The sequence below is a fragment of the Paenibacillus sp. 22594 genome (genome assembly GCF_052044425.1).
GTDB lineage: Bacteria > Bacillota > Bacilli > Paenibacillales > Paenibacillaceae > Paenibacillus_AQ.
The window spans coordinates 447,285-465,942 of sequence record NZ_JBQENA010000002.1 but is presented as its reverse complement, the minus strand read 5'-3'; the positions used below and the strand labels follow the sequence as shown (position 1 = coordinate 465,942).

The following is an 18,658-nucleotide window of genomic DNA, read 5'->3' as shown; positions in this document are numbered from 1 at the left end:
CTTACTTGATTCCGTTCACTCAAAACATAATCCGGACCGTAGTTCCCGCCCCCACCTCGGAGGATATATCCACGTGATGTCCCAGCTTACCGCAGATTTGCTTCACCAAATACAGGCCCATCCCGGAAGATTCCTGGAAGCTGCGGCCGTTAACACCGGTAAAATAGGCATCGAACACACGCGGCAAATCTCCTGGCGGAATGCCTACGCCCTCATCCCGTACCTCAAGCACAGGTCTGCCTTGTTCCCCTGCATACCCGTGAAAATGCACAAATCGTCCCTCCTCTACCGTATACCGCAGCGCGTTGGTAATCAGCTGTGTCAGCACAAAGGACAGCCATTTCTCGTCTGAGGTAATGAACACACCGTCCTCAACTGAAACGGCCGGAAAAACACGTTTGCGGATAAACAGCCGTTTCTGCTCCGAGGTTACGCTCCGCACAATAGCCGAAAGCTCCAGCCGCTCCACATAGAAATCATGCTCGAACGTGTCCAGACGGGCGGTATAGAGTACGGTATCCAGCCCTTTTTTGAGCCGGTCCAGCTCATCGCCTATCGCCGTAAAAGGCGGACCGTCTTTGTCTTGAATAATAAGGTGGATAACCGACAGCGGGGTCTTCATACCATGCACCCACTGGTTAATGAAGTGAATATGCTCCTCCAGCTTGTGGCGGTAGCTGTGCAGGTCATTCTGATACAGGCGGAACTGGTGAGCCAGCAGGCTGCGCAGGCTCTCCGCCAGCGGAGTATTCTGGGCAGGTCCGCCGGAGTCATCCAGCGAAGACGGCAGATTCAGCAGACGTTCGTAGAAGGAACGGTTGGAGAAATAGCGGTATGCCAGGTATGCCAGCAGCAGACAAGTGCTTAGCAAGCCCGCATACAGGCTTACATTCACTCCGCTGCCCCCGTCCAGCCGATAGACCAGTGTGATCATTGAAAGCTGGGCCAGATAAATAATAATAAGCGGCATCTGTTCCCGCAAAAAGAGCTTCATGCTACGCCTCCTCCCAGTTCTCGCACAGCCTGTAGCCTTGACCGCGTACCGTCTGGAGGCCGTCCGCGATATCCAGCGCCGACAGTTTTTTGCGCACCCGGGTCACATACACATTCAGGGTATTGTCATCGACAAAAGCCTGATCATCCCATATTTTCTCCAGCAGCCGGTCGCGGGTCACGAGGGTGCCTGCCTTTTGCATCAGCTCATCAAGAATTTTGGCTTCGGTGTGGCTGAGATCAATCTTGGCACTGCCCCGCGACAGGACCAGACGCTCCACATCAAGCATCAACCCCGACACGGTCAGGCTGCGCTCAGTACCGCCTCCGGCATAGGAGCCGTAGGCCCGGCGGAGATGGCTCTTGATTTTGGCGAGCGCAATCTCGTAATCGAACGGCTTCGTGATGTAATCATCAGCGCCGTTTTCCAGCGCCATCACCTGATCCATTTTGCCATCACGGGCGGAGATGAACAGGATCGGGCAGGTGGAGAGTCCGCGGATTTGGCGGCACCAGTAGTAACCGTCGAACTTCGGCAGATTCACATCCAGCAGCACCAGATGGGGAGCAAATTGCTCGAATTCCGTCCGGACCGCTTCAAAATCACGCACAGCCTGCGTCTCATAGCCAAACTTATGTAAATAATCCTGGAGCAGCGTCACCAGTCCACGGTCGTCTTCGATAATGAAAATTTTGAACATATCAGGCCTCCGGTTTGCAGTATAAGACCGCTAAGGGGTTTGCCCCATAATATATACAGTCCCTGCATAGTAGTCAAATGTGAGGTGAAGTTCCTGAGCATCCCATGATGGAATCCCGCCTGGAAGGTGTTGCGCACCAGAACCCGCGCAAAAACAGCCGTCCACCGGAGTACTCCGGCAGACGGCTGTTTCATTGTTAAGGAGTAAAGGCAACCGGCCAGCGGTCTGTACAGCCTATTTGCCGTCCAGCAGATTGCCCAGGCCGCCGAGAATGCTGCCTTCTTCCTTGCGTCCTGAAGGACCGGCAGCAGACAGTATACGGTCTGCCATCCGGCTGAACGGCAGCGATTGTACCCACACCTTGCCCGGTCCGCGCAGGGTGGCAAAGAACAAACCTTCGCCGCCGAAGAGCGCTGTCTTCACGCCTTTGACCATTTCGATATTATAATCTACAGAGGAGGTCATAGCCACGAGGCAGCCGGTATCCAGCTTAATCGTCTCACCCGGCTGCAGCGTCCGCTCCATGACATAGCCCCCGGAGTGAACGAAGGAAAGGCCGTCTCCCTCCAGCTTTTGCATAATGAAGCCCTCACCGCCGAAGAAGCCTGCACCCAGCTTGCGCTGGAATTCAATGCCGATCGATACACCTTTGGCTGCACAGAGGAAGGAATCCTTCTGGCAGATGATCTTTCCCCCATGCTGCTGAAGATCCAAAGGGATGATTTTGCCAGGGTAAGGCGCGGCAAAGGTAACCCCTTTGCGACCGTAGGCTCCACTGTGTGTGAAGACTGTCATGAACAGACTCTCACCGGTCAGCAGGCGTTTGCCTGCGCCCATCAGTTTGCCCATCAGCCCGCCCCCACGTGATCCGGTACCGTCACCGAAAATCGTCTCCATCGAGATTTCCGGGTCCATCATCATGAAGCTTCCGGCCTCGGCAATCACACTTTCGCCTGGATCAAGCTGTATCTCGACACACTGTATTTCCTCACCCATAATCACGTAGTCAATCTCATGAGCACTCATTGTTATTCCTCCCAAATTTAGGTCTGCTATGTAATCCTATGTTTGTACGGCTGAGATATATACGCTCCACGTGCTTCACTGGTTTCACTATCTCTATACAACAAAGAAGGCCAGCCCGAGTGTTAATCTGGCTGACCTTTCGCTTATCCCCATAACAGGGGGTAATTTGAAACTGTTCACATTACTGTACCATCATGCGGTTTGCTTAGTGCGGGTTGAATTTTCGGTGCTTTGCTCAGCTTAGGTCTGCCAAGTGAGGTTGTAAACGTAATAACGTAGCCTGCAACGACTACTGCCATTACGGTGTACAGCGTTTCCTTGAGAGGCATGTAGAAAAGCGATAATGCCAGAACGATAACATCCATCAGGATAAATACGGTTCCTACCTTAATACCCTTCCATTCACTGATCAGCAGTGACAAAATATCATCACCGCCACTTGCCCCGCCGCCGCGCAGGACCATTCCCGCTCCTAGACCTGTCAGTACGCCGGACAACAGCGCCGCAAGCGGCAAGTTATCCTGCAAGTTGATCACCCATCCGGAATAACGTTCCATCAAGCTGTAGAATACCGTGAAGGCTCCTACAGAGATGAAGGTATTGCACACGAACGCTTTTCCCTTGAAGATCATTGCGATTAGAAGTACTGGTATGTCTAAGACTAGAATAGACAAAGATGGCGAAATACCTAGTACATATTTGCCGAGCAGCGACAAACCTACGAAACCACCCTCGGTCAAATGATTCTGATAATTGATGTGATAATACGTAAATGCAAGCAGAAATGTTCCGGACAAAATAATAGTTAGTCGAAGCGGCAATCGCATGCCACTGTCTTGTTTCCTCATACAGGTCTCCCCTTATTGTAGATGGCGGCTTAGACGTATTCCAAGCCTCTACGACGGGTCTGACCGGAGGATGTGTTGCTCCTTCGCATACAATACTCCCTTCCCTCGCAGAGGCGGCTAACGTCAAATAACAACGGTACGCGCACTTTCTACAGGGAAGCTAAGTATAAGACAGATCATAACGTTTCCAAATCGTCCTTTGGGGAATCGTCCTTCGGGGACACATGGTATCCTGATCCTTTCTCTAATTTGATGTGTTCTGAATAGATTATACCACGCTAGAGTGCTTCTCTAAACACATTTCCATTAAAAAGCATACAGCACTTTGTAAAATCTTTGTCAGCCCGGACTCCGCAGCAGGCGGTTGACCGTCTCACGCCTCACTCCGATCAGCTGGCCGATCTCTTCCTGTGTCAATAAATCCGTCAGCTCTGCGCCATGTGAATACTCGAGAAGCCAGCGTGACAGCAACGCAAGCCGTTCTCCAGGAGTGCCCACCGTAAGGTGATCCAGACGGGTCTGCATGAAACGCACCTTCTCTTGAAGCAGCAGGGCGATTTCCATGACTTTATCCGGATCCTCACGCAGCTCGCGGTACCATTCTGCTGCCGGAATCAGCTCCACTTCGCTTTTCATCATGGCTACAGCTGTTCCATGCGCCTCCTTCGGTGAAATAAGTGAATGATGGGGGACGGTTTCCCCGGGGTACAAGAGATTGAACAGTACGATGTTCCCATTCTCATGCAGCCGGGTTACCTTGAAGAGTCCGCTCTTCACCTGAAACAGATTCTGGCAGGCATCCCCTTGGCGGAACAAGACCTCTCCTTTGTGCAAAATCATCCCGCTCTCTCCTTTATATTCTCAGTATGTATGACTCTATTCTACAAATTGAAAAGAAACCCTGTCCGAAATCGCAGGCAGGGCACTGTTTTGTCAAAATGACTAGGCACTCAGCCATCGCTTACCCTTAATCACACAGGACAGACTGCTCTTTACTGCCGCTTCTTCAGCCATGTCAGCAGCTCGGTGGCACATTCCTCCGGCGTTTGCTCCGCCGTGCAGAGCTTCACGTCAGGACTGACAGGGACCTCGTAAGGATCGGAGATCCCGGTGAAAGAGAGAATTTCGCCACGGCGGGCTTTGGCATATAAACCTTTGACATCCCGCGCTTCGCAGATCTCCATGGGACACTCCACATAGACTTCCACAAAATCCGGAAGCATATCACGGGCATAGCTCCGCATCTCCGCATAAGGGCTGATCAGCGAGATCACCGTAATCACACCGTGCCGGTTCAGCAATCCTGATACATAGGCTGCCCGGCGGATATTCTCGAAGCGGTCTTCCCGGCTGAATCCCAGCCCGTGGCCGATGCTGCGCCGCAGCTCATCTCCGTCCAGCCATTCCACAGCCTGACCCTCAGCCCGTAACCTGTCCGTGATCAGCGCGGCAATCGTTGATTTGCCTGCCCCTGACAGCCCTGTGAGCCATAGGGTTATTCCTGGTTGCACACTCATGCTCTTCCCTCCGGGACTCTATAAGGAATTCGTTCCAGCAGTCCGGAACCGTATATCTGCTGCAGCTGCAGCTCGGGCATATGGATATAGCCGATATAGCAGTCACAAACCTTCATCCTGCAGCTTCGTTCCGCCGATAGACCTTGAAGACCATCCCTGTACAGGCTGCCAATCACCCCTCTGTCCTTATAGCAGCGTTTAACCTGACCCGAACCTTGCACATAGAACACACTGCTTCCTGCATTACAGGCTTTGCCTAAGCTTTCGTAGTCTCTCGTATTAAGTACGAAATGCGGATCTATACCGGTAAGGAATGCGATATCCTCCCGTGTATAGTAATTAGGCTTGTCCTTATAAGCATTTACCCACAAATAGACATCCTCCGGCAGGGCTTCTCGAAGTGAAGCTATCGCCGCAAAGGCACTGTGCAACCCGACGCTCCCCACACTAAAAGGTATACCCTGCTCATACACAGCCATACATTGGGCCAGAAACCGCTGCTCCGTTACCTGTCCCGGATGATAGGTTGCCCAGAAGGCTGCCTTTTGCAGGTTCAGCCCGGCGGTGAAATCCAGCCCGGCCGACAGATTGGTCTGAATAGCCACCTTGTCTACGTGCTCCAGATTGGAGAGTGTGACCATAGCCTCTTTGTACCAACGGTGGATCAGGGCCTCTCCATAAGGATTGAAGAAGATGGACAGCCGGTGGCCTTCAGCTCCCTGTGCGGTTACCCAGCGGACAAAGGACTCCAGCTCCTCACGGTCCTTGGCGAGGCGCGCACTACTGTCTCTGGTCTTGCCAAACGGACAGTACGGGCAATCATAGTTGCAGGAGGTGAGAGAGCCACGGTAGTAAAGAACAGCCTTCATGGCAAAACAAACCTTTCCATCTGCTCCCGGATGTCGCCCGAAATAAACCAGTCGCCGATCGAATCCGAGTAGCCTAGTCCTTCCGGGGTCAAGCGTAATACTCCCTCTTCATCCAGGGCGAGGCCGCTCTGCAGCAGGAGGTTCAGCTCAGGGTAATCGCTCCACAAGGAGGACGCAAAGCGCCCGTTATAATCGGCAAGCTTCAGTCCTTCACTGTGCAGCACCGCCTTCAGAATGTAACGCCGCTTCTGCTCTTCAAGGCTCAGCACAATGCCGTAATCTGCGGTATCATAGCGCTCAGCCGCGACGTAATCCGCGATGATGCTCTCTGTAGCCTTGCGGCTGACCCCGTAACGGGAAGCATAATGCACATTCCGGGTATAGGATCTGGCCCCGCAGCCCAGTCCGACCATTCCTTCCTCCTGACAGCTGTAATCCAGGATGGTTTTGCCTGATCTGGCTGTATCCTTGGCAAAGCGCCGCATGGAGTATTGCGTGTAGCCATGGTCAGCCAGGACCCTTTGAGCCGTCTTGTAGCACTCAAGGCGGATGTCCGTCTGGCGCCGCATATCCTCCGGCTTCACAATCGTATGATCACGCGTATACAACGGATAAATAAAAATTTCCTCCGGCTCATGCTGCACCGCCTGCTGCAGGGAAAACAGCCAGGATTCCACAGTTTGGCCTGGAAGCCCATAGATCAGATCCAGATTCAGGATCGGAAAATCATACTTTTTCAGCAGCTCCAGTGCACGGTATACCGTATCCGGATTTTGCGGACGGAATATGGCGGCTGACTCGGCAGCAACAAAACTCTGGATGCCCATACTGACCCGGTCTACCTTATGTTCCTTTAATATATCCAGTTTCTCCTCTGAGAGCGTCTCGGGAGAGGTTTCAACCGAGAGGGAAGCCGCGCTTAAGTCCAGGCCCATGATATCCTCAGCAATACTGAATAGCCGGCGCAGCTGAACTGGCTCAAGCAGGCTGGGTGTCCCGCCCCCGATGGCGAATCTGGCAAACGGCTTGCCGCCGGTGAATGCTGCCCACTGCCGTGCCTGCCGTTCCAATGCATCCACGTACACCGTGTGCACCTCCGCCCGCTTGTCAGGCAAAGTGAACAGGTTGCAGAAGCCGCAGCGTGCCCCACAGAAAGGAATGTGCATGTACAGGAAAAAAGTCTCTGCAGGCTCCTCCTGCCAGAGCGGCTCCAGCGGAATCGGTGGCTCCAGGTCGCGGTAAGCGGTTTTGTGCGGATAAGAATAGAGATAATTGCGGTAAGGATAAGCGGTAATGTGTTCTTTCCACTGCATGACCTCCTCCGAAGGGAATGGGGTTCTTTCGTCATGGCGGAGGTGCAGGGGATGCTGTGTCGACGTCATACTTTCACCATCCTTTCGGGTACAATCGGTTACTGGCTAGAGAAAAAACTCCCGGTACGGAACATTCCATACGGTCTCATGCGCCAGCCGGTGTCCATGGTAGCCTTCTTCGCCGAAAGCCTCGCCATGATCTGAAAAAGCCAGGCAGAACACCGGGTTGCCGCGTTGACGAAATGCATCAAACAACCGGCCCAGCTCTCCGTCTACATATCGCAGTGCAGCGCGCTGGGTGTCGACGGAATCCTTCCGGGCACCCGGCACAAAGATATGACTCGGGCCGTGGATCGCCGAAACATTGAGAAACATAAACAGCCTTTGATCCTGCGGCGTATCCTTCAACAGTTTAAGGGCATGGTTCACCTGATGCTCTGTGGAGCGGGGATTCGTGACACCGAAGGTCATCCGCCAGTAGCTGTGCTGGAAATAACCGGGCAGGACACGGGCGAGCGGCACTTTTTTGCTAAAAAAAATGACTCCCCCGATACAAACGGTCCGGTAGCCTTCGGCGGCCAGCCCAGACACCACATCCGGCGTATCAAACAGCCAGGTGTCCGGATGGGTCTTCATTCCGGTATTCCGCGAATGGAACAACCTTACATGCTGTGATTTATCCGTAGTAACCGGGGTAGGCAGAAATCCGCCAAAAAAAGCATGATGAGCCGCATAGGTGAAGCTCCCCGGCGTATGTCTTTTCTCCCAGGAGCCGCTGCCACACAGATTGGGGCAGTTCGCTTCCTCCAGGACCGCCGCATCATAGCGAAGGGTATCGAGAGTGATCATCAGCAGATCGTGGCTGCCGACAATGGCATTCATGTCTGTCATAAGTGTCCTTCCTTTATTAACTGCTTCAGCTCCCACTCATAAGTGCCGAAGCCCTGATATTCTACGTTATAGAGCAAGTCACCAAAAGGATTCACATCAGCGGCATAGGTTTTATTGGAGCCGGCGGATACCAGGACGTCTATTCCTGCGACTGCAGACTTGGGAAAAGCCGCCAGCGCCCGTACCGCTGTATCCCGCACTTCCTCCTGAACGTCCCCGGAAAGACCGGCCTCTGCCGGAGTCATCCGCCGGCTGCGCAGATGAAGATTCGTGATAGGCGTAGAGCTTACCCGGGCAATGGAGTGGCAGGCCCCGCCCAACACCACCAGCTGACGGATGTCGAGCGAAGCTCCTCCTGCGGCTGATTTTGGGATCCACTGCTCGGCATATACGCCGTGGCGGCAGAGCCAGTTGATCAATCCGGCAATCGTGCGGCTGTCGGTATAACGCCGAAGCTTGCCGGAATTATAATAGACAGGCGGGCGGGTAATATAATGTTCTACTCCCACGGTGGTCACAGCAATCTCCGCACCTGTAGACGGGTTCATCTGGTAGGCGATAACACCGGAAGCAGCAGACCCGCAGGCCAGCTTAATAAAAATCCGGTGCATCCGCTGCCGGATCATCTGTTCACGGACGGAGGCATAATCTGCCAGTATCCCTTCTCCACCAAGCGGCCGGGGAATCCTGACACCGGCGGATGCCAGTAGCTGCTGGGTGCGCCGTTTGTCGGTCATCGCCGCAATATCCTGTGGATCATTCAGCCACCAAGCCTCTGGAAAAATGAGGGCTGCTTCCTCCCGCAGCCTGGCCAGCAGGCGGCAATACCCGCGAAACCATTGAGAAGGATGGTGCAGAACACCAGGCATTTCCCGGAGCTTGCCGGCCGTTTTGTAACTCAGCGGAAAGGGATCAAGCTCCTGCCCGAAGGGATGCAGAGCATCACTGTAATCCCCGGCATCGGGCGCTCCCAGCGCAATCAGGGCCCGTTCCACCTCAAAGCTGCCCCCTGGCGAATCCAGCCGGAGCAGCGGAGCGCGCATGCCGGAGGTTAACCTGTTTTGCCTATCCAGGATTCCCTCCGCTTCGAGCAGCCCGGCCAGCGTTTGCCCTGCCAGCAGTCCGGTATAAGGCACGATGATCGCCGGCGGCAGTCCGAGACGGCTTATTGCCTGCTGAATTCCGCCAGTCCGTTTGTCACCGGGAATCCCGATGACGACCAGCGGCCGTGTCTCCTTCATCACTCGGTAATGGAAGGGTACCGCCAGTCTTCATCATCATCGCTGGTCTGCCGGTCGCTGACATCAACAGGCAGACCGCTCTTCTGCCAGCGTGCAACCATTTCTTCTGACATGAAATGATGACTGAGGTTGAGCGCCTTCAAGCCCTTTATCCGCTCGCTGGCCAGAAGCGCTTCCGCTCCTTCATCACTAAGAGTCCCAAGTGATAGGTCAAGTGTATCGAGCTGGTCCAGAATAGGGGCATCAGCAACTGCTTTGGCGATTTCATCCTGAATTTCGCTGTTTTTCAGGCCGAGGTAAGTAAGCTGGGGGAACTTGCCCGGCTCAATAAGCGGAGTCAGATCCGCAAGACTACCATCAAAGCCATAATTATCCACTCCAAGATACAGCTCCAGCTTGCGCAGATTCGGCAGCTTAGAAGCCGCGATCTCAGCCAGAACACCTTTCCCCAGGCCCCCGGTAATAATAATCAGTTCTTCCAGCTTGTCATGCTCCAGGTTCTTCAGGCTCAAGTCATTCCCGCCCTGAATCGTGAGCGATTGAAGCCCCGGGAAAGCTGGTAAGAGCGGAGAAAGATCACTTTGAGTAATCCATGAGATCTCACATTCCTCATAGCCCATCTCGCCGATAAACAGCTTACGCAGAGCCGGAAAGCTTCCACTGTACTTCACGAGCTCCTCAACAACCTCCTCCGAGCTGTTCTCATAGGCCTGGCCCCAGTCTCCAATAATAAGGCTGCTTAGTGAGGCTGCTTCAGGACTCACGCTTAAACGTTCAATCGCTTCCGCTATCCGCTGGCCAGCTTCAAATTCATCGTACCCAATCGCAAGCTTTACTTCCGACATGAATAATCCCTCCCGGCAAATTTTGGCTCTTCAAATTACCCTAACATCTTGCATGAGGGTTGGTCAAATCAATCCAGAGGCTTTAGGTAAAAAGTACCAAGCCTTACCCGGCTGCATAGCAAAGAGGCTGCCCCGTCAACGAATGACTTCGGGCAACCTCATTGGATTATGCTATGCTCAGCCGTTCTTCAGCGGCTTTTTCCACAGACCAAGCGTCAATCCGGAGATCACAGAACCGATCAGGACGGCGAGGATGAACAGCAAGGCATTGCTGGACAGTGCGGCTACGAAGATACCGCCATGCGGTGCAGGCACGTTGATTTTCCACAACTGGGTCAGACCACCGGCAACGGCTGAACCTGCGATACAGGAGGTCAGTACACGCATCGGGTCGGCTGCGGCAAATGGAATTGCCCCTTCCGTAATGAACGACAGACCGAGCACATAGTTCGTGAGACCGGATTTACGTTCTGTTTCGGTGAATTTATTCTTAAAGAAGGTAGTGGCAAGGGCGATAGCCAGTGGAGGCACCATCCCTCCGGCCATAACTGCCGCCATCATCAATCCGTTGGTGTTGCCGCTGGAGGTAAATACGCCAATGGCAAACGTGTAAGCGGCTTTGTTGAACGGTCCACCCATATCAATCGCCATCATGCCCCCGAGAACCAGACCCAGCAGAACTGCGTTGCCTGTTCCCAGATTGTTGAGTGCGCTGATCAGGCCTTCATTTAACCAGCTGAACACCGGATCGAACAGGTAGAACATAATCCCGCCGGTAATCAGCAGGCTGAACACCGGGTAGAGCAGAATCGGCTTCAATCCATCAAGCGTCTTAGGCAGGCCGGCAAAGGCTTTGCGGAGCATAATGACCACATAACCTGCCAGGAAACCGGCAGCCAGGCCGCCAAGGAAACCGGCATTGGAATTGAGGGCCATATACCCGCCGACCATACCTGGCATCAAGGCAGGACGGTCACCGATGCTGAGCGCGATGAAGCCGGCCAGGATTGGAATCAGGAAATGGAAGGCTCCATCTCCGCCGCCAATCGTCTGTAGCAGCTTGACGATCGGATTATCAACACTCGCCATCTGCTCGAACAGGAACGAGATAGCCAGCAGAATCCCCCCGCCGACCACGAACGGCAGCATATGCGAGATACCATTCATCAGATCCTTATAGATTCTGCTTCCGACGCTGCCGGATTTCTCTGCCGGAGCCTCATCTCCGCCGCGTCCCTCGCTCCGGTAGATTGGAGCCTCTCCCTTAATGGCTTTGGTGATCAGCTCTTCAGGCTTACGAATACCGTCACTTACCGGTCTTTGCAGCACCGGCTTACCGGCGAAACGCGCCATCTCGACTTTTTTGTCGGCGGCAATAATTACACCGGTGGCCCGGGCGATTTCGTCCGGAGTCAGTACATTCTGAGCGCCTTCCGACCCATTCGTCTCCACGCGGATATTTACGCCCATTTCCTTGGCTTTTTTCTTCAGTGCGTCTTCCGCCATATAGGTATGGGCAATCCCTGTCGGACAAGCGGTTACAGCAACGACAAAGCTTTGCGAATCCGGGTTGCCCACAATTACACGTTCGGGAGTCTTCGGTTTGGTTTCACCAGTGCCGGCTGCTTCATTCGCCTTGGCCTCAGCTTCTGCTTCGGCTTGTTTGGCATCGAATAGAGCAGCGACTTCGTCAGGCGTCCGGGCATTCATTAATGCTTCAATGAATTCGCTTTCAATGAGCAGCCTGGACAATGCAGCCAGTGTGCGCAGGTGCATATTTCCAGCTCCCTCTGGAGCGGCAATCATGAAAAACAGCTTTGCAGGCTCTTCATCCAAAGAGGCATAATCCACACCCGCAGCGCTTTTGGCGAACACAACTGTGGCTTCATTGACCGCTTTGGTCTTAGCATGCGGCATGGCGATTCCCCCGCCAATTCCCGTGCTGGACTGCGCTTCGCGTGCCAGAATCTTTTCCTTGAACAATACGGGATCATTAATCCGTCCGCTGGACGCAAGGCTGGCAATCAATTCATCAATCGCCGCTTCCTTGGACACCGCCTTAAGGTTCATGATCATTGTTTCTTTTATCATCAGATCTGTAATTTTCATTACAATCCACTCCCTTAATCACATGTGTACTGCTTGGTTAAATCTGTTCAATTTCAATCTGTGACCGAAGCTGCCCGATAAGTGCTTTCTCTGCAAGGTCATCTGAGAATGCTGTCGCACTGCCAGAAGCCACGCCTGTCCGGAAAGCCTCCAGTACATCTCCAGTCATAGATAGCGTACCCACAAATCCGGCGATCATTGAATCTCCTGCTCCTACGGAGTTCTTCACCTTGCCCTTCGGTGCATTGGCATAATATACGCCTTGATCTGAGATGAAGAGTGCTCCCTCACCAGCCATGGAAACCAAAACATAACGTGCTCCCAATTCCATCAATCTGCGACCGTAAGTGATAATTTCGTCTCTTGTGTTGATTCTGACCCCGAACAGTTCTGCCAGTTCATGATGGTTAGGCTTTACAAGAAGCGGTTCCAGCGCAAGCGCATCTTTCAGTGCCTGGCCTGTGGTATCGATGACAAATTCGGCCTTTTTACGCTTGCATATGTCAATCAGTCTGCTATAGAAGGCTCCTCCCAGCGAAGGTGGCACACTGCCCGACAAAACGAGGTTATCGCCTGCCTGTAGTGCCTCCAGCTTAAGCACCAGAGCTTCCGCTTCTGTATCCCGGATCACCGGTCCGGTTCCGTTAATCTCCGTCTCTTCACCGGCCTTTAGCTTGATGTTAATCCGGGTATCATCGTTTACCGTTACGAAGTCACTGGAGATGTTCTCTTCACTCAGCCACTGCTCGATGTATCTCCCGGTAAACCCCCCCAGAAAACCGGTGGCCGTATTGGGTACCTCTAGCGTGTTCAGTACACGGGAAACGTTAATACCTTTGCCACCAGGGAGCTTGAGGTCGCGTGTCATCCGGTTCAGACTGCCAAGCTTCAAATCTTCAACTTCCACGATATAGTCAATGGAAGGATTAAGCGTCACAGTATAGATCATGGTTATCCCTCTTTATTATGGTTTTCTTGTCCTCACACCAAGGTGTAGCCGAGGTCCAAGCCTTTCAGCCCGCGAATGAAGCCTTCAGGTGTCTCTCTATCCAGAATGCAGTGATCCATCTCCCGCAGGTCAGCCACCTTACAGAAGGAAACCTGCCCTATTTTGCTATGGTCGGCCAGCAGAATGACCTGCTTAGCTACGGAAATCATTTTGCGCTTGGTCGCAGCTTCCAGCATGTTCGGAGTGGTGATGCCTTCGCGTAAATCCAATCCGTTCGTACCCAGAAACGCTTTGTCCACACGCACCATTTCCAGCGAACGCTCCGTCATCGGCCCTACAAAAGCCAAGGTATCCTGCCGGAGCAGTCCTCCTGTAATCGAAACCTCGATATTATGGCAATCCTTCAGCTCATTCAGGGCAATCATCGAATTGGTGATTACCTTAAGATTTGAGAATGCTCTCAGTGCCTTGGCGATTTGCAGTGTTGTTGTTCCACCGTCCAAAAGAATAGCGTCACCATCTTGAATCATCTCTACAGCCTTGTGTGCGATTCGCTGCTTCTCATCAAGATACCGGTCCGCCTTATCGGGAATCGCCGCTTCAAAATTGACACTCTGCAGTGAAACCGCTCCGCCATGCGTGCGTTTCAGCAGCCGCGATTCTTCAAGTTCCTTCAAATCCCGGCGTACCGTGGACTCTGACACTCCCAGTTCCTGGCTGAGCTCCTGGACGGACGCCCGGGTATGCCTCTCTACAAACTGGACAATGCTCCTTTTTCGTTCCTCTTCAAACATAGCGCTCACTCCTTGTGAACAGCGGCAAAATATGAAACCTTGTATTTCGTGACTTTAGAGAAACATGATCGAAATGAGCAGAAATTATGATCTTCGGTGATTATTATTGATTGTTTGTGATTGTTTCTGCTCACTTGTGATTATAACAGCGTTTTCATACGTAGTAAAGCAATTTTTATTTGGTTTATTTTCGTCTTTAGACCGCAAAGATATACAGGGGATTTGGAATACCATTTGAACATATCAGTTGCTCGGGTCAGCTCATTTGGAGGATGAAATCCGCATGAGAAATAGGCCTTCGAAATATCCTCTCAATTGCCTATTTCAACCCGGCACACTTTTACATATTTTATATTACATATGGGAAAAAGCAGGTGAAGAGGCGATGGCTCATAATAACTACTTGGGAAACGGGAATAACGGGACTGGTGGGAATAACGGCAATACCACTAAAAACAATAATGCAACCCCCGTCGAAGCTGAAGAGCTGGATGCGGAAGACTATGCCATTATTGCGGCGGGCCTGGCGGCACTAGGTGAAATTTTCGCCTTTTTATCGCTCGTAAAAGCCAAACAGGTATCCAAAGAAACCGGTGGTAAGGTCAGCGTAGATCCGATTCTGTTCGTGCAATCCAGGAAAAAAAAAGCGGCGAAACGGAAAAACCGTTCACCGCGTTGAGTATCTATACTTTGAGGGCCTTACGGAGCGTCTAGCGGAATGGTATGATGCAGCTCGAACAAGGAGACTACCTCCTGCTGGCTCTGCTCTTCCTCCAGAGCTACGATGACAATAACATGTTCCTTGTCGGCATGTCTTGCATAGAGCTTTGCATCTTCCATGGGAATTCCGATGCCGATCAGACTGACGTCAAGACCATCCCCATCCAGATCCGCCCCCGCCAGTTTACGGGCTGCAGGACCCGCTGCTACAGCAGTATCAAGCAGCATATCCAGCCCTACACCGAGACCTTTGGCGGTTCCGAACAAACCTCCATTCCCTTCGCCGGCTTCTGTCCGGCCAATCCCCGTATCATGGCTGATGATCTCAAGCGTATTCTTCTGTTTCGTTACAGCCGAGACCTGTTTCGGTTTGATTCCGTGCGCACAAACGTCCTCTATTGCAAGGATGGCATCACTCCGATGTTCAAATATCCCCAGAACCAGTTTCGTCACTGTCATCCCTCCTGTTCATGCGATATTAACCGCCGTATCAGGTACCTAAACCCGGTTCAGATTTGCACCTAAAGGTATTGAATCAATCCCTCTTAATTCGGTTATAAAGATAGAATCGATACATAAATGCTATAATCGAGAGAATTAGGGGGTGCTACAGTGCTACAAAGTAAATATTTCAGAACATGCCTGGCCATTATCGCTTTTTTGACGATACTGTATCTGGGCTCCAAAGTCATTTTTCTCATCTCACCGCTGGTAGCGATCTTCAATCTTCTGCTTGTGCCGATGATGCTGTCCGGTTTCATGTATTATCTGCTACGCCCGCTCGTCAATTTCCTGGAGAGCAAAAAGCTGAACCGTATGCTCTCAATACTCCTCATCTATGTCGCATTCGCAGGTCTGTTTGTGCTCTTCTGGGCGCTGGTTTGGCCAACGCTGCGTGAGCAGATCCAGAATTTCATCGACAATACACCTTTTCTGGTGCAGGGACTTCAGGATCAATTCACCAAGTTGCAGAACGACCCCACCTTCTCCCGCTTCTTCAAAGGGGATGCTGATCTGTCAGCAAGGCTCTCGGGATATTTGAACGATGCCATCACCTGGGTTAGCAATTCGATGACCAATCTGATCAGTGTTGTGTCCAGTATCGTTGTTGTGATTGCCACCCTGCCCATTATTCTCTATTACATGCTAAAGGACGGGCATAAGCTCTCGCCGATCCTGCTTAGTCTGGTACCCAGAAAATACCGTAAGGAAGGGCAAGACATGCTGGTGGATATTGACAGCGCACTGAGCGGGTTCATCGTTACACGAGTGCTGCTGAACGTGGTCCTGGGGGCCATGCTCTATGTAGGTTTCCTGATCATTGGCCTGCCTTACTCCCTGCTGCTCGCCATCATTTCCATTCCGCTAAACTTCATTCCGTATGTCGGTTCGCTGCTCGCTGCAATTCCTGTCGTCATCGTAGGCTTCATTGAATCACCGACGATGGCCATCTGGTCACTGGTAATCATTGTAGTTGCCCAGCAAATCCAGGATAATGTGCTGTCTCCGATTATTTACGGCAAATCACTGGACGTGCATCCGTTGACCACCGTCGTTCTTGTTCTGATCGGTGGCGATTTCTTTGGCATCATCGGTGTGTTGATCGCACTTCCAGTCTATATGATCCTCAAAATCATTTTCCTGCGGATCTACGAGATTATCATTGCCGAACGGGTCGAAGATGTTGTCGTTACCAAAGAAGAGCAGCTGTGACCCTGAGCAACAGCTTCGGTTATATTATTAAAGGCTCTAAGTTATTTTTCAAAATTTAGGCTTCCAAATCCATAAGACCGATGAATTCCCGGATCGGCTGTCGTCTATATAAACGAAGGCATACATGAACACAAACTAATTTGACGAAGAGGTGTTTTGAAAATGGCATTAACGTCCGCATTCACGAGCGTCAACCTGCCTGTAAAAAAAGTAGAACAATCGAAAGCGTTCTTCACCGGACTCGGTTTCGAGCTCAACCCGCAATTCCCCGAGAATGAGAATTCGGTAGCCATCGTGATCGGCGGCAACCTGCAGGTCATGCTGATCAATCAAGCATTCTTTAATACGCTCACAGAGAAGGAATCCGTCGATACGAGCAAGTATGCGCAGATGACGATCGCATTGGCCTTCGAGAGCCGGGATAAGGTCGATGAAATCGTGAATACCGCGGTCTCCTTGGGCGGGAAATTGCATGCTGAACCTGAAGATCATGGGTTCATGTATCATTGGGGCTTCGTGGACTTGGACGGCCATCTGTGGGCAATTAACTACATGAACATGGATGCGGCACAAGGTTGAGGTTAAGCAAGAGCACGCTCGTACTAGGGATCAAAAAGAAAGACGCCGGGCATCTTCCCTGGCGTCTTCTTCGATGATTAGTTTTGTTCGGTATAGGCTTTGAAATTGTCCATGATTGCTTGCCAGCCTGCTTGCTGGAACTCGACGGGATTGGAGCTTTCCGCGTCGAACGTTTCAATGACCTTCGTCTCATTCCCTTGATCGACGAAAGCAATATCCACTCTTCTTCCGTCTTCCATGGTGTAGCCGATCGCCTCATGCCGATTCACGACATCGTAGACGCCGCCAAAATCAAAGCCCATGCTGCCATCCTTCGCTTCCATCCGCGTCAGAACTCCTCCATCATATTGATAATAACCATATATTGAAAATGAGCAGCTAGCATTTGCCGGACATAGAAAGACCGCCATTGAAGGCGGTCTAAAAAATTTATCATTTCTGCCCAACAATTAGTCCTGGGGATATTAAAAACCTGAGATGATTCGCTGTAAGCCTAATTAGAGCGTCTCAACCAATTTCTGAATCTTTGAGTGGGAAATTAAATATACAGGACCCATTATTTCTATTTTGCCGTCCTTTACACGTATTGCACTCTCCTGTTCTGCCGCATATACATCAATCTCTTCAGACAAGGGGAACAGGTAGCCTTGAACAAACGTAGCGTAGTTGCGTTTAGCATGAGATTCATAGGCAAAATGATCAAAGCCAATACCATCATAAATAGTACTTGTTTCAACATCATTGCCAGTGTTTTTCAAGCATAACCATTTTGCAGCCATGTTTAACGCACCGGCGCTGGCACCCATTATAATGACATTGCTGTTCTTAATAACATTTGATAATTCATAATGCGCCAAAAAATCGTTTTGCAAAACAGGATCTCCACCGCATAAAAAAATGACAGAAGCGCCCTGAATAAATCGCTGGGCATCTTCCTTCCGCATGCGGTAATCAATGAAATGATATTCATCAAAAATAATATTAGCCTGATTCAACCATGTCCATTCAGAAACATCATCAAAGTTAATTTGCTCACCTGTATAACCAGATGGATCAGCGCTAATCATAACAAGCGATTTTCTGTCTTGTATATCCTCATGCAAACAATGGACCAGCTTCTCTGGGAAAAAATGATTAAACCAACTGAAATAGTAGTGAGTACTCAAACTTAATTACCTCCATATGTATTATTTACATTCATCCATTCTTAACGAAAACATATTATACACGCTAGAAAGATGAACGGTTCTTCAGCCATTTCGCTTGTACCTCTTGTATACTTTTCATAAATTTAACTCTATATTACCATAACCTGGAATTTAAGTATGTGAAGTATGTTTCCTCGTTACACTGCCCAATAGCTAAAATAGCTACCGATCTACCGGCAGCCTTCTGTCTTTACGTTAGAACTTAATGATACGTTTTGCTTTATTTCATGTGTATTGACTATTAATCGGTTCATAAAGCTCACTCTATTCCAGGCTTATTAGGAACCCCAGACATTTCATAATGCAAAGATAAAGCTATTTTTGCAATCCTAGAATTATTTA

At 51.2% G+C, this 18,658-nt stretch carries 19 protein-coding genes and 1 pseudogene; 3 read left to right on the top strand and 17 right to left on the bottom strand.

What is annotated here, in order from left to right; genetic code table 11:
• Window positions 1-19: 19 nt before the first annotated feature.
• The 14 genes from ACTJKB_RS08825 to ACTJKB_RS08760 all read right to left on the bottom strand — a co-directional run bounded on the left by ACTJKB_RS08825 (window position 20) and on the right by ACTJKB_RS08760 (window position 14,096).
• Window positions 20-994 carry a sensor histidine kinase gene (locus ACTJKB_RS08825; protein ID WP_440833309.1) on the bottom strand — a complete coding sequence of 325 codons (975 nt, stop codon included), beginning with the start codon at window positions 992-994 and terminating at the stop codon, window positions 20-22.
• A gap of 1 nt (window position 995) precedes the next feature.
• Window positions 996-1,694, bottom strand: coding sequence for a response regulator (locus tag ACTJKB_RS08820; RefSeq protein WP_440833308.1), 699 nt, complete (start codon window positions 1,692-1,694; stop codon window positions 996-998).
• A 234-nt stretch (window positions 1,695-1,928) separates the two neighbouring features.
• Window positions 1,929-2,720, bottom strand: a complete 792-nt coding sequence (locus tag ACTJKB_RS08815; protein WP_440833306.1) for a TIGR00266 family protein — start codon at window positions 2,718-2,720, stop codon at window positions 1,929-1,931.
• A 176-nt stretch (window positions 2,721-2,896) separates the two neighbouring features.
• Window positions 2,897-3,568, bottom strand: coding sequence for a YitT family protein (locus tag ACTJKB_RS08810; RefSeq protein WP_440833305.1), 672 nt, complete (start codon window positions 3,566-3,568; stop codon window positions 2,897-2,899).
• Window positions 3,569-3,907: 339 nt separating this feature from the next.
• A complete protein-coding gene (locus tag ACTJKB_RS08805) occupies window positions 3,908-4,408 on the bottom strand; it encodes a Crp/Fnr family transcriptional regulator (protein ID WP_074085378.1) in 501 nt (166 codons plus the stop codon).
• A 152-nt stretch (window positions 4,409-4,560) separates the two neighbouring features.
• Window positions 4,561-5,085, bottom strand: a complete 525-nt coding sequence (gene cysC / locus ACTJKB_RS08800) for an adenylyl-sulfate kinase (protein WP_440833303.1) — start codon at window positions 5,083-5,085, stop codon at window positions 4,561-4,563.
• Complete coding sequence (locus ACTJKB_RS08795) at window positions 5,082-5,954, bottom strand: STM4011 family radical SAM protein (protein ID WP_440833302.1); 873 nt, start codon at window positions 5,952-5,954, stop codon at window positions 5,082-5,084. Before ACTJKB_RS08795 ends, cysC begins: the two co-directional genes overlap by 4 nt.
• Complete coding sequence (locus ACTJKB_RS08790; RefSeq protein ID WP_440833300.1) at window positions 5,951-7,336, bottom strand: STM4012 family radical SAM protein; 1,386 nt, start codon at window positions 7,334-7,336, stop codon at window positions 5,951-5,953. The genes ACTJKB_RS08795 and ACTJKB_RS08790 overlap by 4 nt, the downstream gene beginning before the upstream one ends.
• Before the next feature lie 36 nt (window positions 7,337-7,372).
• On the bottom strand, window positions 7,373-8,158 hold the full coding sequence (locus ACTJKB_RS08785) for an STM4013/SEN3800 family hydrolase (RefSeq protein WP_440833298.1): 786 nt from the start codon (window positions 8,156-8,158) through the stop codon (window positions 7,373-7,375).
• Window positions 8,155-9,399 carry an STM4014 family protein gene (locus ACTJKB_RS08780; protein WP_440833874.1) on the bottom strand — a complete coding sequence of 415 codons (1,245 nt, stop codon included), beginning with the start codon at window positions 9,397-9,399 and terminating at the stop codon, window positions 8,155-8,157. The genes ACTJKB_RS08785 and ACTJKB_RS08780 overlap by 4 nt, the downstream gene beginning before the upstream one ends.
• Window positions 9,399-10,244 (bottom strand): STM4015 family protein, encoded by an 846-nt coding sequence (locus ACTJKB_RS08775; protein WP_440833297.1) that lies wholly within the window; start codon window positions 10,242-10,244, stop codon window positions 9,399-9,401. The genes ACTJKB_RS08780 and ACTJKB_RS08775 overlap by 1 nt, the downstream gene beginning before the upstream one ends.
• Window positions 10,245-10,421: 177 nt before the next feature.
• Window positions 10,422-12,353, bottom strand: coding sequence for a PTS fructose transporter subunit IIABC (locus ACTJKB_RS08770; protein ID WP_440833295.1), 1,932 nt, complete (start codon window positions 12,351-12,353; stop codon window positions 10,422-10,424).
• Window positions 12,354-12,390: 37 nt separating this feature from the next.
• Window positions 12,391-13,302, bottom strand: a complete 912-nt coding sequence (pfkB, locus tag ACTJKB_RS08765) for a 1-phosphofructokinase (protein ID WP_440833293.1) — start codon at window positions 13,300-13,302, stop codon at window positions 12,391-12,393.
• Window positions 13,303-13,334: 32 nt separating this feature from the next.
• A complete protein-coding gene (locus ACTJKB_RS08760) occupies window positions 13,335-14,096 on the bottom strand; it encodes a DeoR/GlpR family DNA-binding transcription regulator (protein ID WP_440833292.1) in 762 nt (253 codons plus the stop codon).
• A gap of 385 nt (window positions 14,097-14,481) precedes the next feature.
• On the opposite strand from ACTJKB_RS08760, the gene ACTJKB_RS08755 reads away from it, so the two are divergent.
• The gene (locus tag ACTJKB_RS08755) at window positions 14,482-14,775 is read left to right on the top strand and encodes a hypothetical protein (RefSeq protein WP_440833290.1); all 294 of its coding nucleotides are present in this window, start codon (window positions 14,482-14,484) and stop codon (window positions 14,773-14,775) included.
• Between the two features lie 20 nt (window positions 14,776-14,795).
• On the opposite strand, the gene ACTJKB_RS08750 is transcribed toward ACTJKB_RS08755, so the two are convergent.
• Window positions 14,796-15,269 (bottom strand): hypothetical protein, encoded by a 474-nt coding sequence (locus ACTJKB_RS08750; protein WP_440833289.1) that lies wholly within the window; start codon window positions 15,267-15,269, stop codon window positions 14,796-14,798.
• A gap of 159 nt (window positions 15,270-15,428) precedes the next feature.
• Between ACTJKB_RS08750 and ACTJKB_RS08745 the strand changes: the two genes are divergently transcribed.
• Entirely contained in the window at window positions 15,429-16,529 is a 1,101-nt protein-coding gene (locus tag ACTJKB_RS08745; protein ID WP_440833288.1) for an AI-2E family transporter, read from the top strand.
• Window positions 16,530-16,691: 162 nt separating this feature from the next.
• A complete protein-coding gene (locus tag ACTJKB_RS08740; RefSeq protein WP_440833286.1) occupies window positions 16,692-17,108 on the top strand; it encodes a VOC family protein in 417 nt (138 codons plus the stop codon).
• 77 nt (window positions 17,109-17,185) lie between these two features.
• Here ACTJKB_RS08740 and ACTJKB_RS08735 read toward each other — a convergent pair.
• Window positions 17,186-17,449 (bottom strand): annotated as a pseudogene (locus ACTJKB_RS08735) (SRPBCC domain-containing protein); the annotation flags it as partial.
• A gap of 156 nt (window positions 17,450-17,605) precedes the next feature.
• Window positions 17,606-18,274, bottom strand: coding sequence for a Type 1 glutamine amidotransferase-like domain-containing protein (locus tag ACTJKB_RS08730; RefSeq protein WP_440833284.1), 669 nt, complete (start codon window positions 18,272-18,274; stop codon window positions 17,606-17,608).
• Window positions 18,275-18,658 lie beyond the last annotated feature (384 nt).

Bases quoted from the DNA above. Each gene is read 5' to 3' on its own strand.
- ACTJKB_RS08810 (WP_440833305.1), bottom strand. From the start codon at position 3,568: ATGAGGAAACAAGACAGTGGCATGCGATTGCCGCTTCGACTAACTATT.
- ACTJKB_RS08770 (WP_440833295.1), bottom strand. From the start codon at position 12,353: ATGAAAATTACAGATCTGATGATAAAAGAAACAATGATCATGAACCTT.
- ACTJKB_RS08815 (WP_440833306.1), bottom strand. From the start codon at position 2,720: ATGAGTGCTCATGAGATTGACTACGTGATTATGGGTGAGGAAATACAG.
- ACTJKB_RS08795 (WP_440833302.1), bottom strand. From the start codon at position 5,954: ATGAAGGCTGTTCTTTACTACCGTGGCTCTCTCACCTCCTGCAACTAT.
- ACTJKB_RS08805 (WP_074085378.1), bottom strand. From the start codon at position 4,408: ATGATTTTGCACAAAGGAGAGGTCTTGTTCCGCCAAGGGGATGCCTGC.
- ACTJKB_RS08755 (WP_440833290.1), top strand. From the start codon at position 14,482: ATGGCTCATAATAACTACTTGGGAAACGGGAATAACGGGACTGGTGGG.
- ACTJKB_RS08740 (WP_440833286.1), top strand. From the start codon at position 16,692: ATGGCATTAACGTCCGCATTCACGAGCGTCAACCTGCCTGTAAAAAAA.
- ACTJKB_RS08820 (WP_440833308.1), bottom strand. From the start codon at position 1,694: ATGTTCAAAATTTTCATTATCGAAGACGACCGTGGACTGGTGACGCTG.
- ACTJKB_RS08775 (WP_440833297.1), bottom strand. From the start codon at position 10,244: ATGTCGGAAGTAAAGCTTGCGATTGGGTACGATGAATTTGAAGCTGGC.
- cysC (WP_440833303.1), bottom strand. From the start codon at position 5,085: ATGAGTGTGCAACCAGGAATAACCCTATGGCTCACAGGGCTGTCAGGG.
- ACTJKB_RS08790 (WP_440833300.1), bottom strand. From the start codon at position 7,336: ATGACGTCGACACAGCATCCCCTGCACCTCCGCCATGACGAAAGAACC.
- ACTJKB_RS08760 (WP_440833292.1), bottom strand. From the start codon at position 14,096: ATGTTTGAAGAGGAACGAAAAAGGAGCATTGTCCAGTTTGTAGAGAGG.
- ACTJKB_RS08785 (WP_440833298.1), bottom strand. From the start codon at position 8,158: ATGACAGACATGAATGCCATTGTCGGCAGCCACGATCTGCTGATGATC.
- ACTJKB_RS08825 (WP_440833309.1), bottom strand. From the start codon at position 994: ATGAAGCTCTTTTTGCGGGAACAGATGCCGCTTATTATTATTTATCTG.
- pfkB (WP_440833293.1), bottom strand. From the start codon at position 13,302: ATGATCTATACTGTGACGCTTAATCCTTCCATTGACTATATCGTGGAA.
- ACTJKB_RS08780 (WP_440833874.1), bottom strand. From the start codon at position 9,399: ATGAAGGAGACACGGCCGCTGGTCGTCATCGGGATTCCCGGTGACAAA.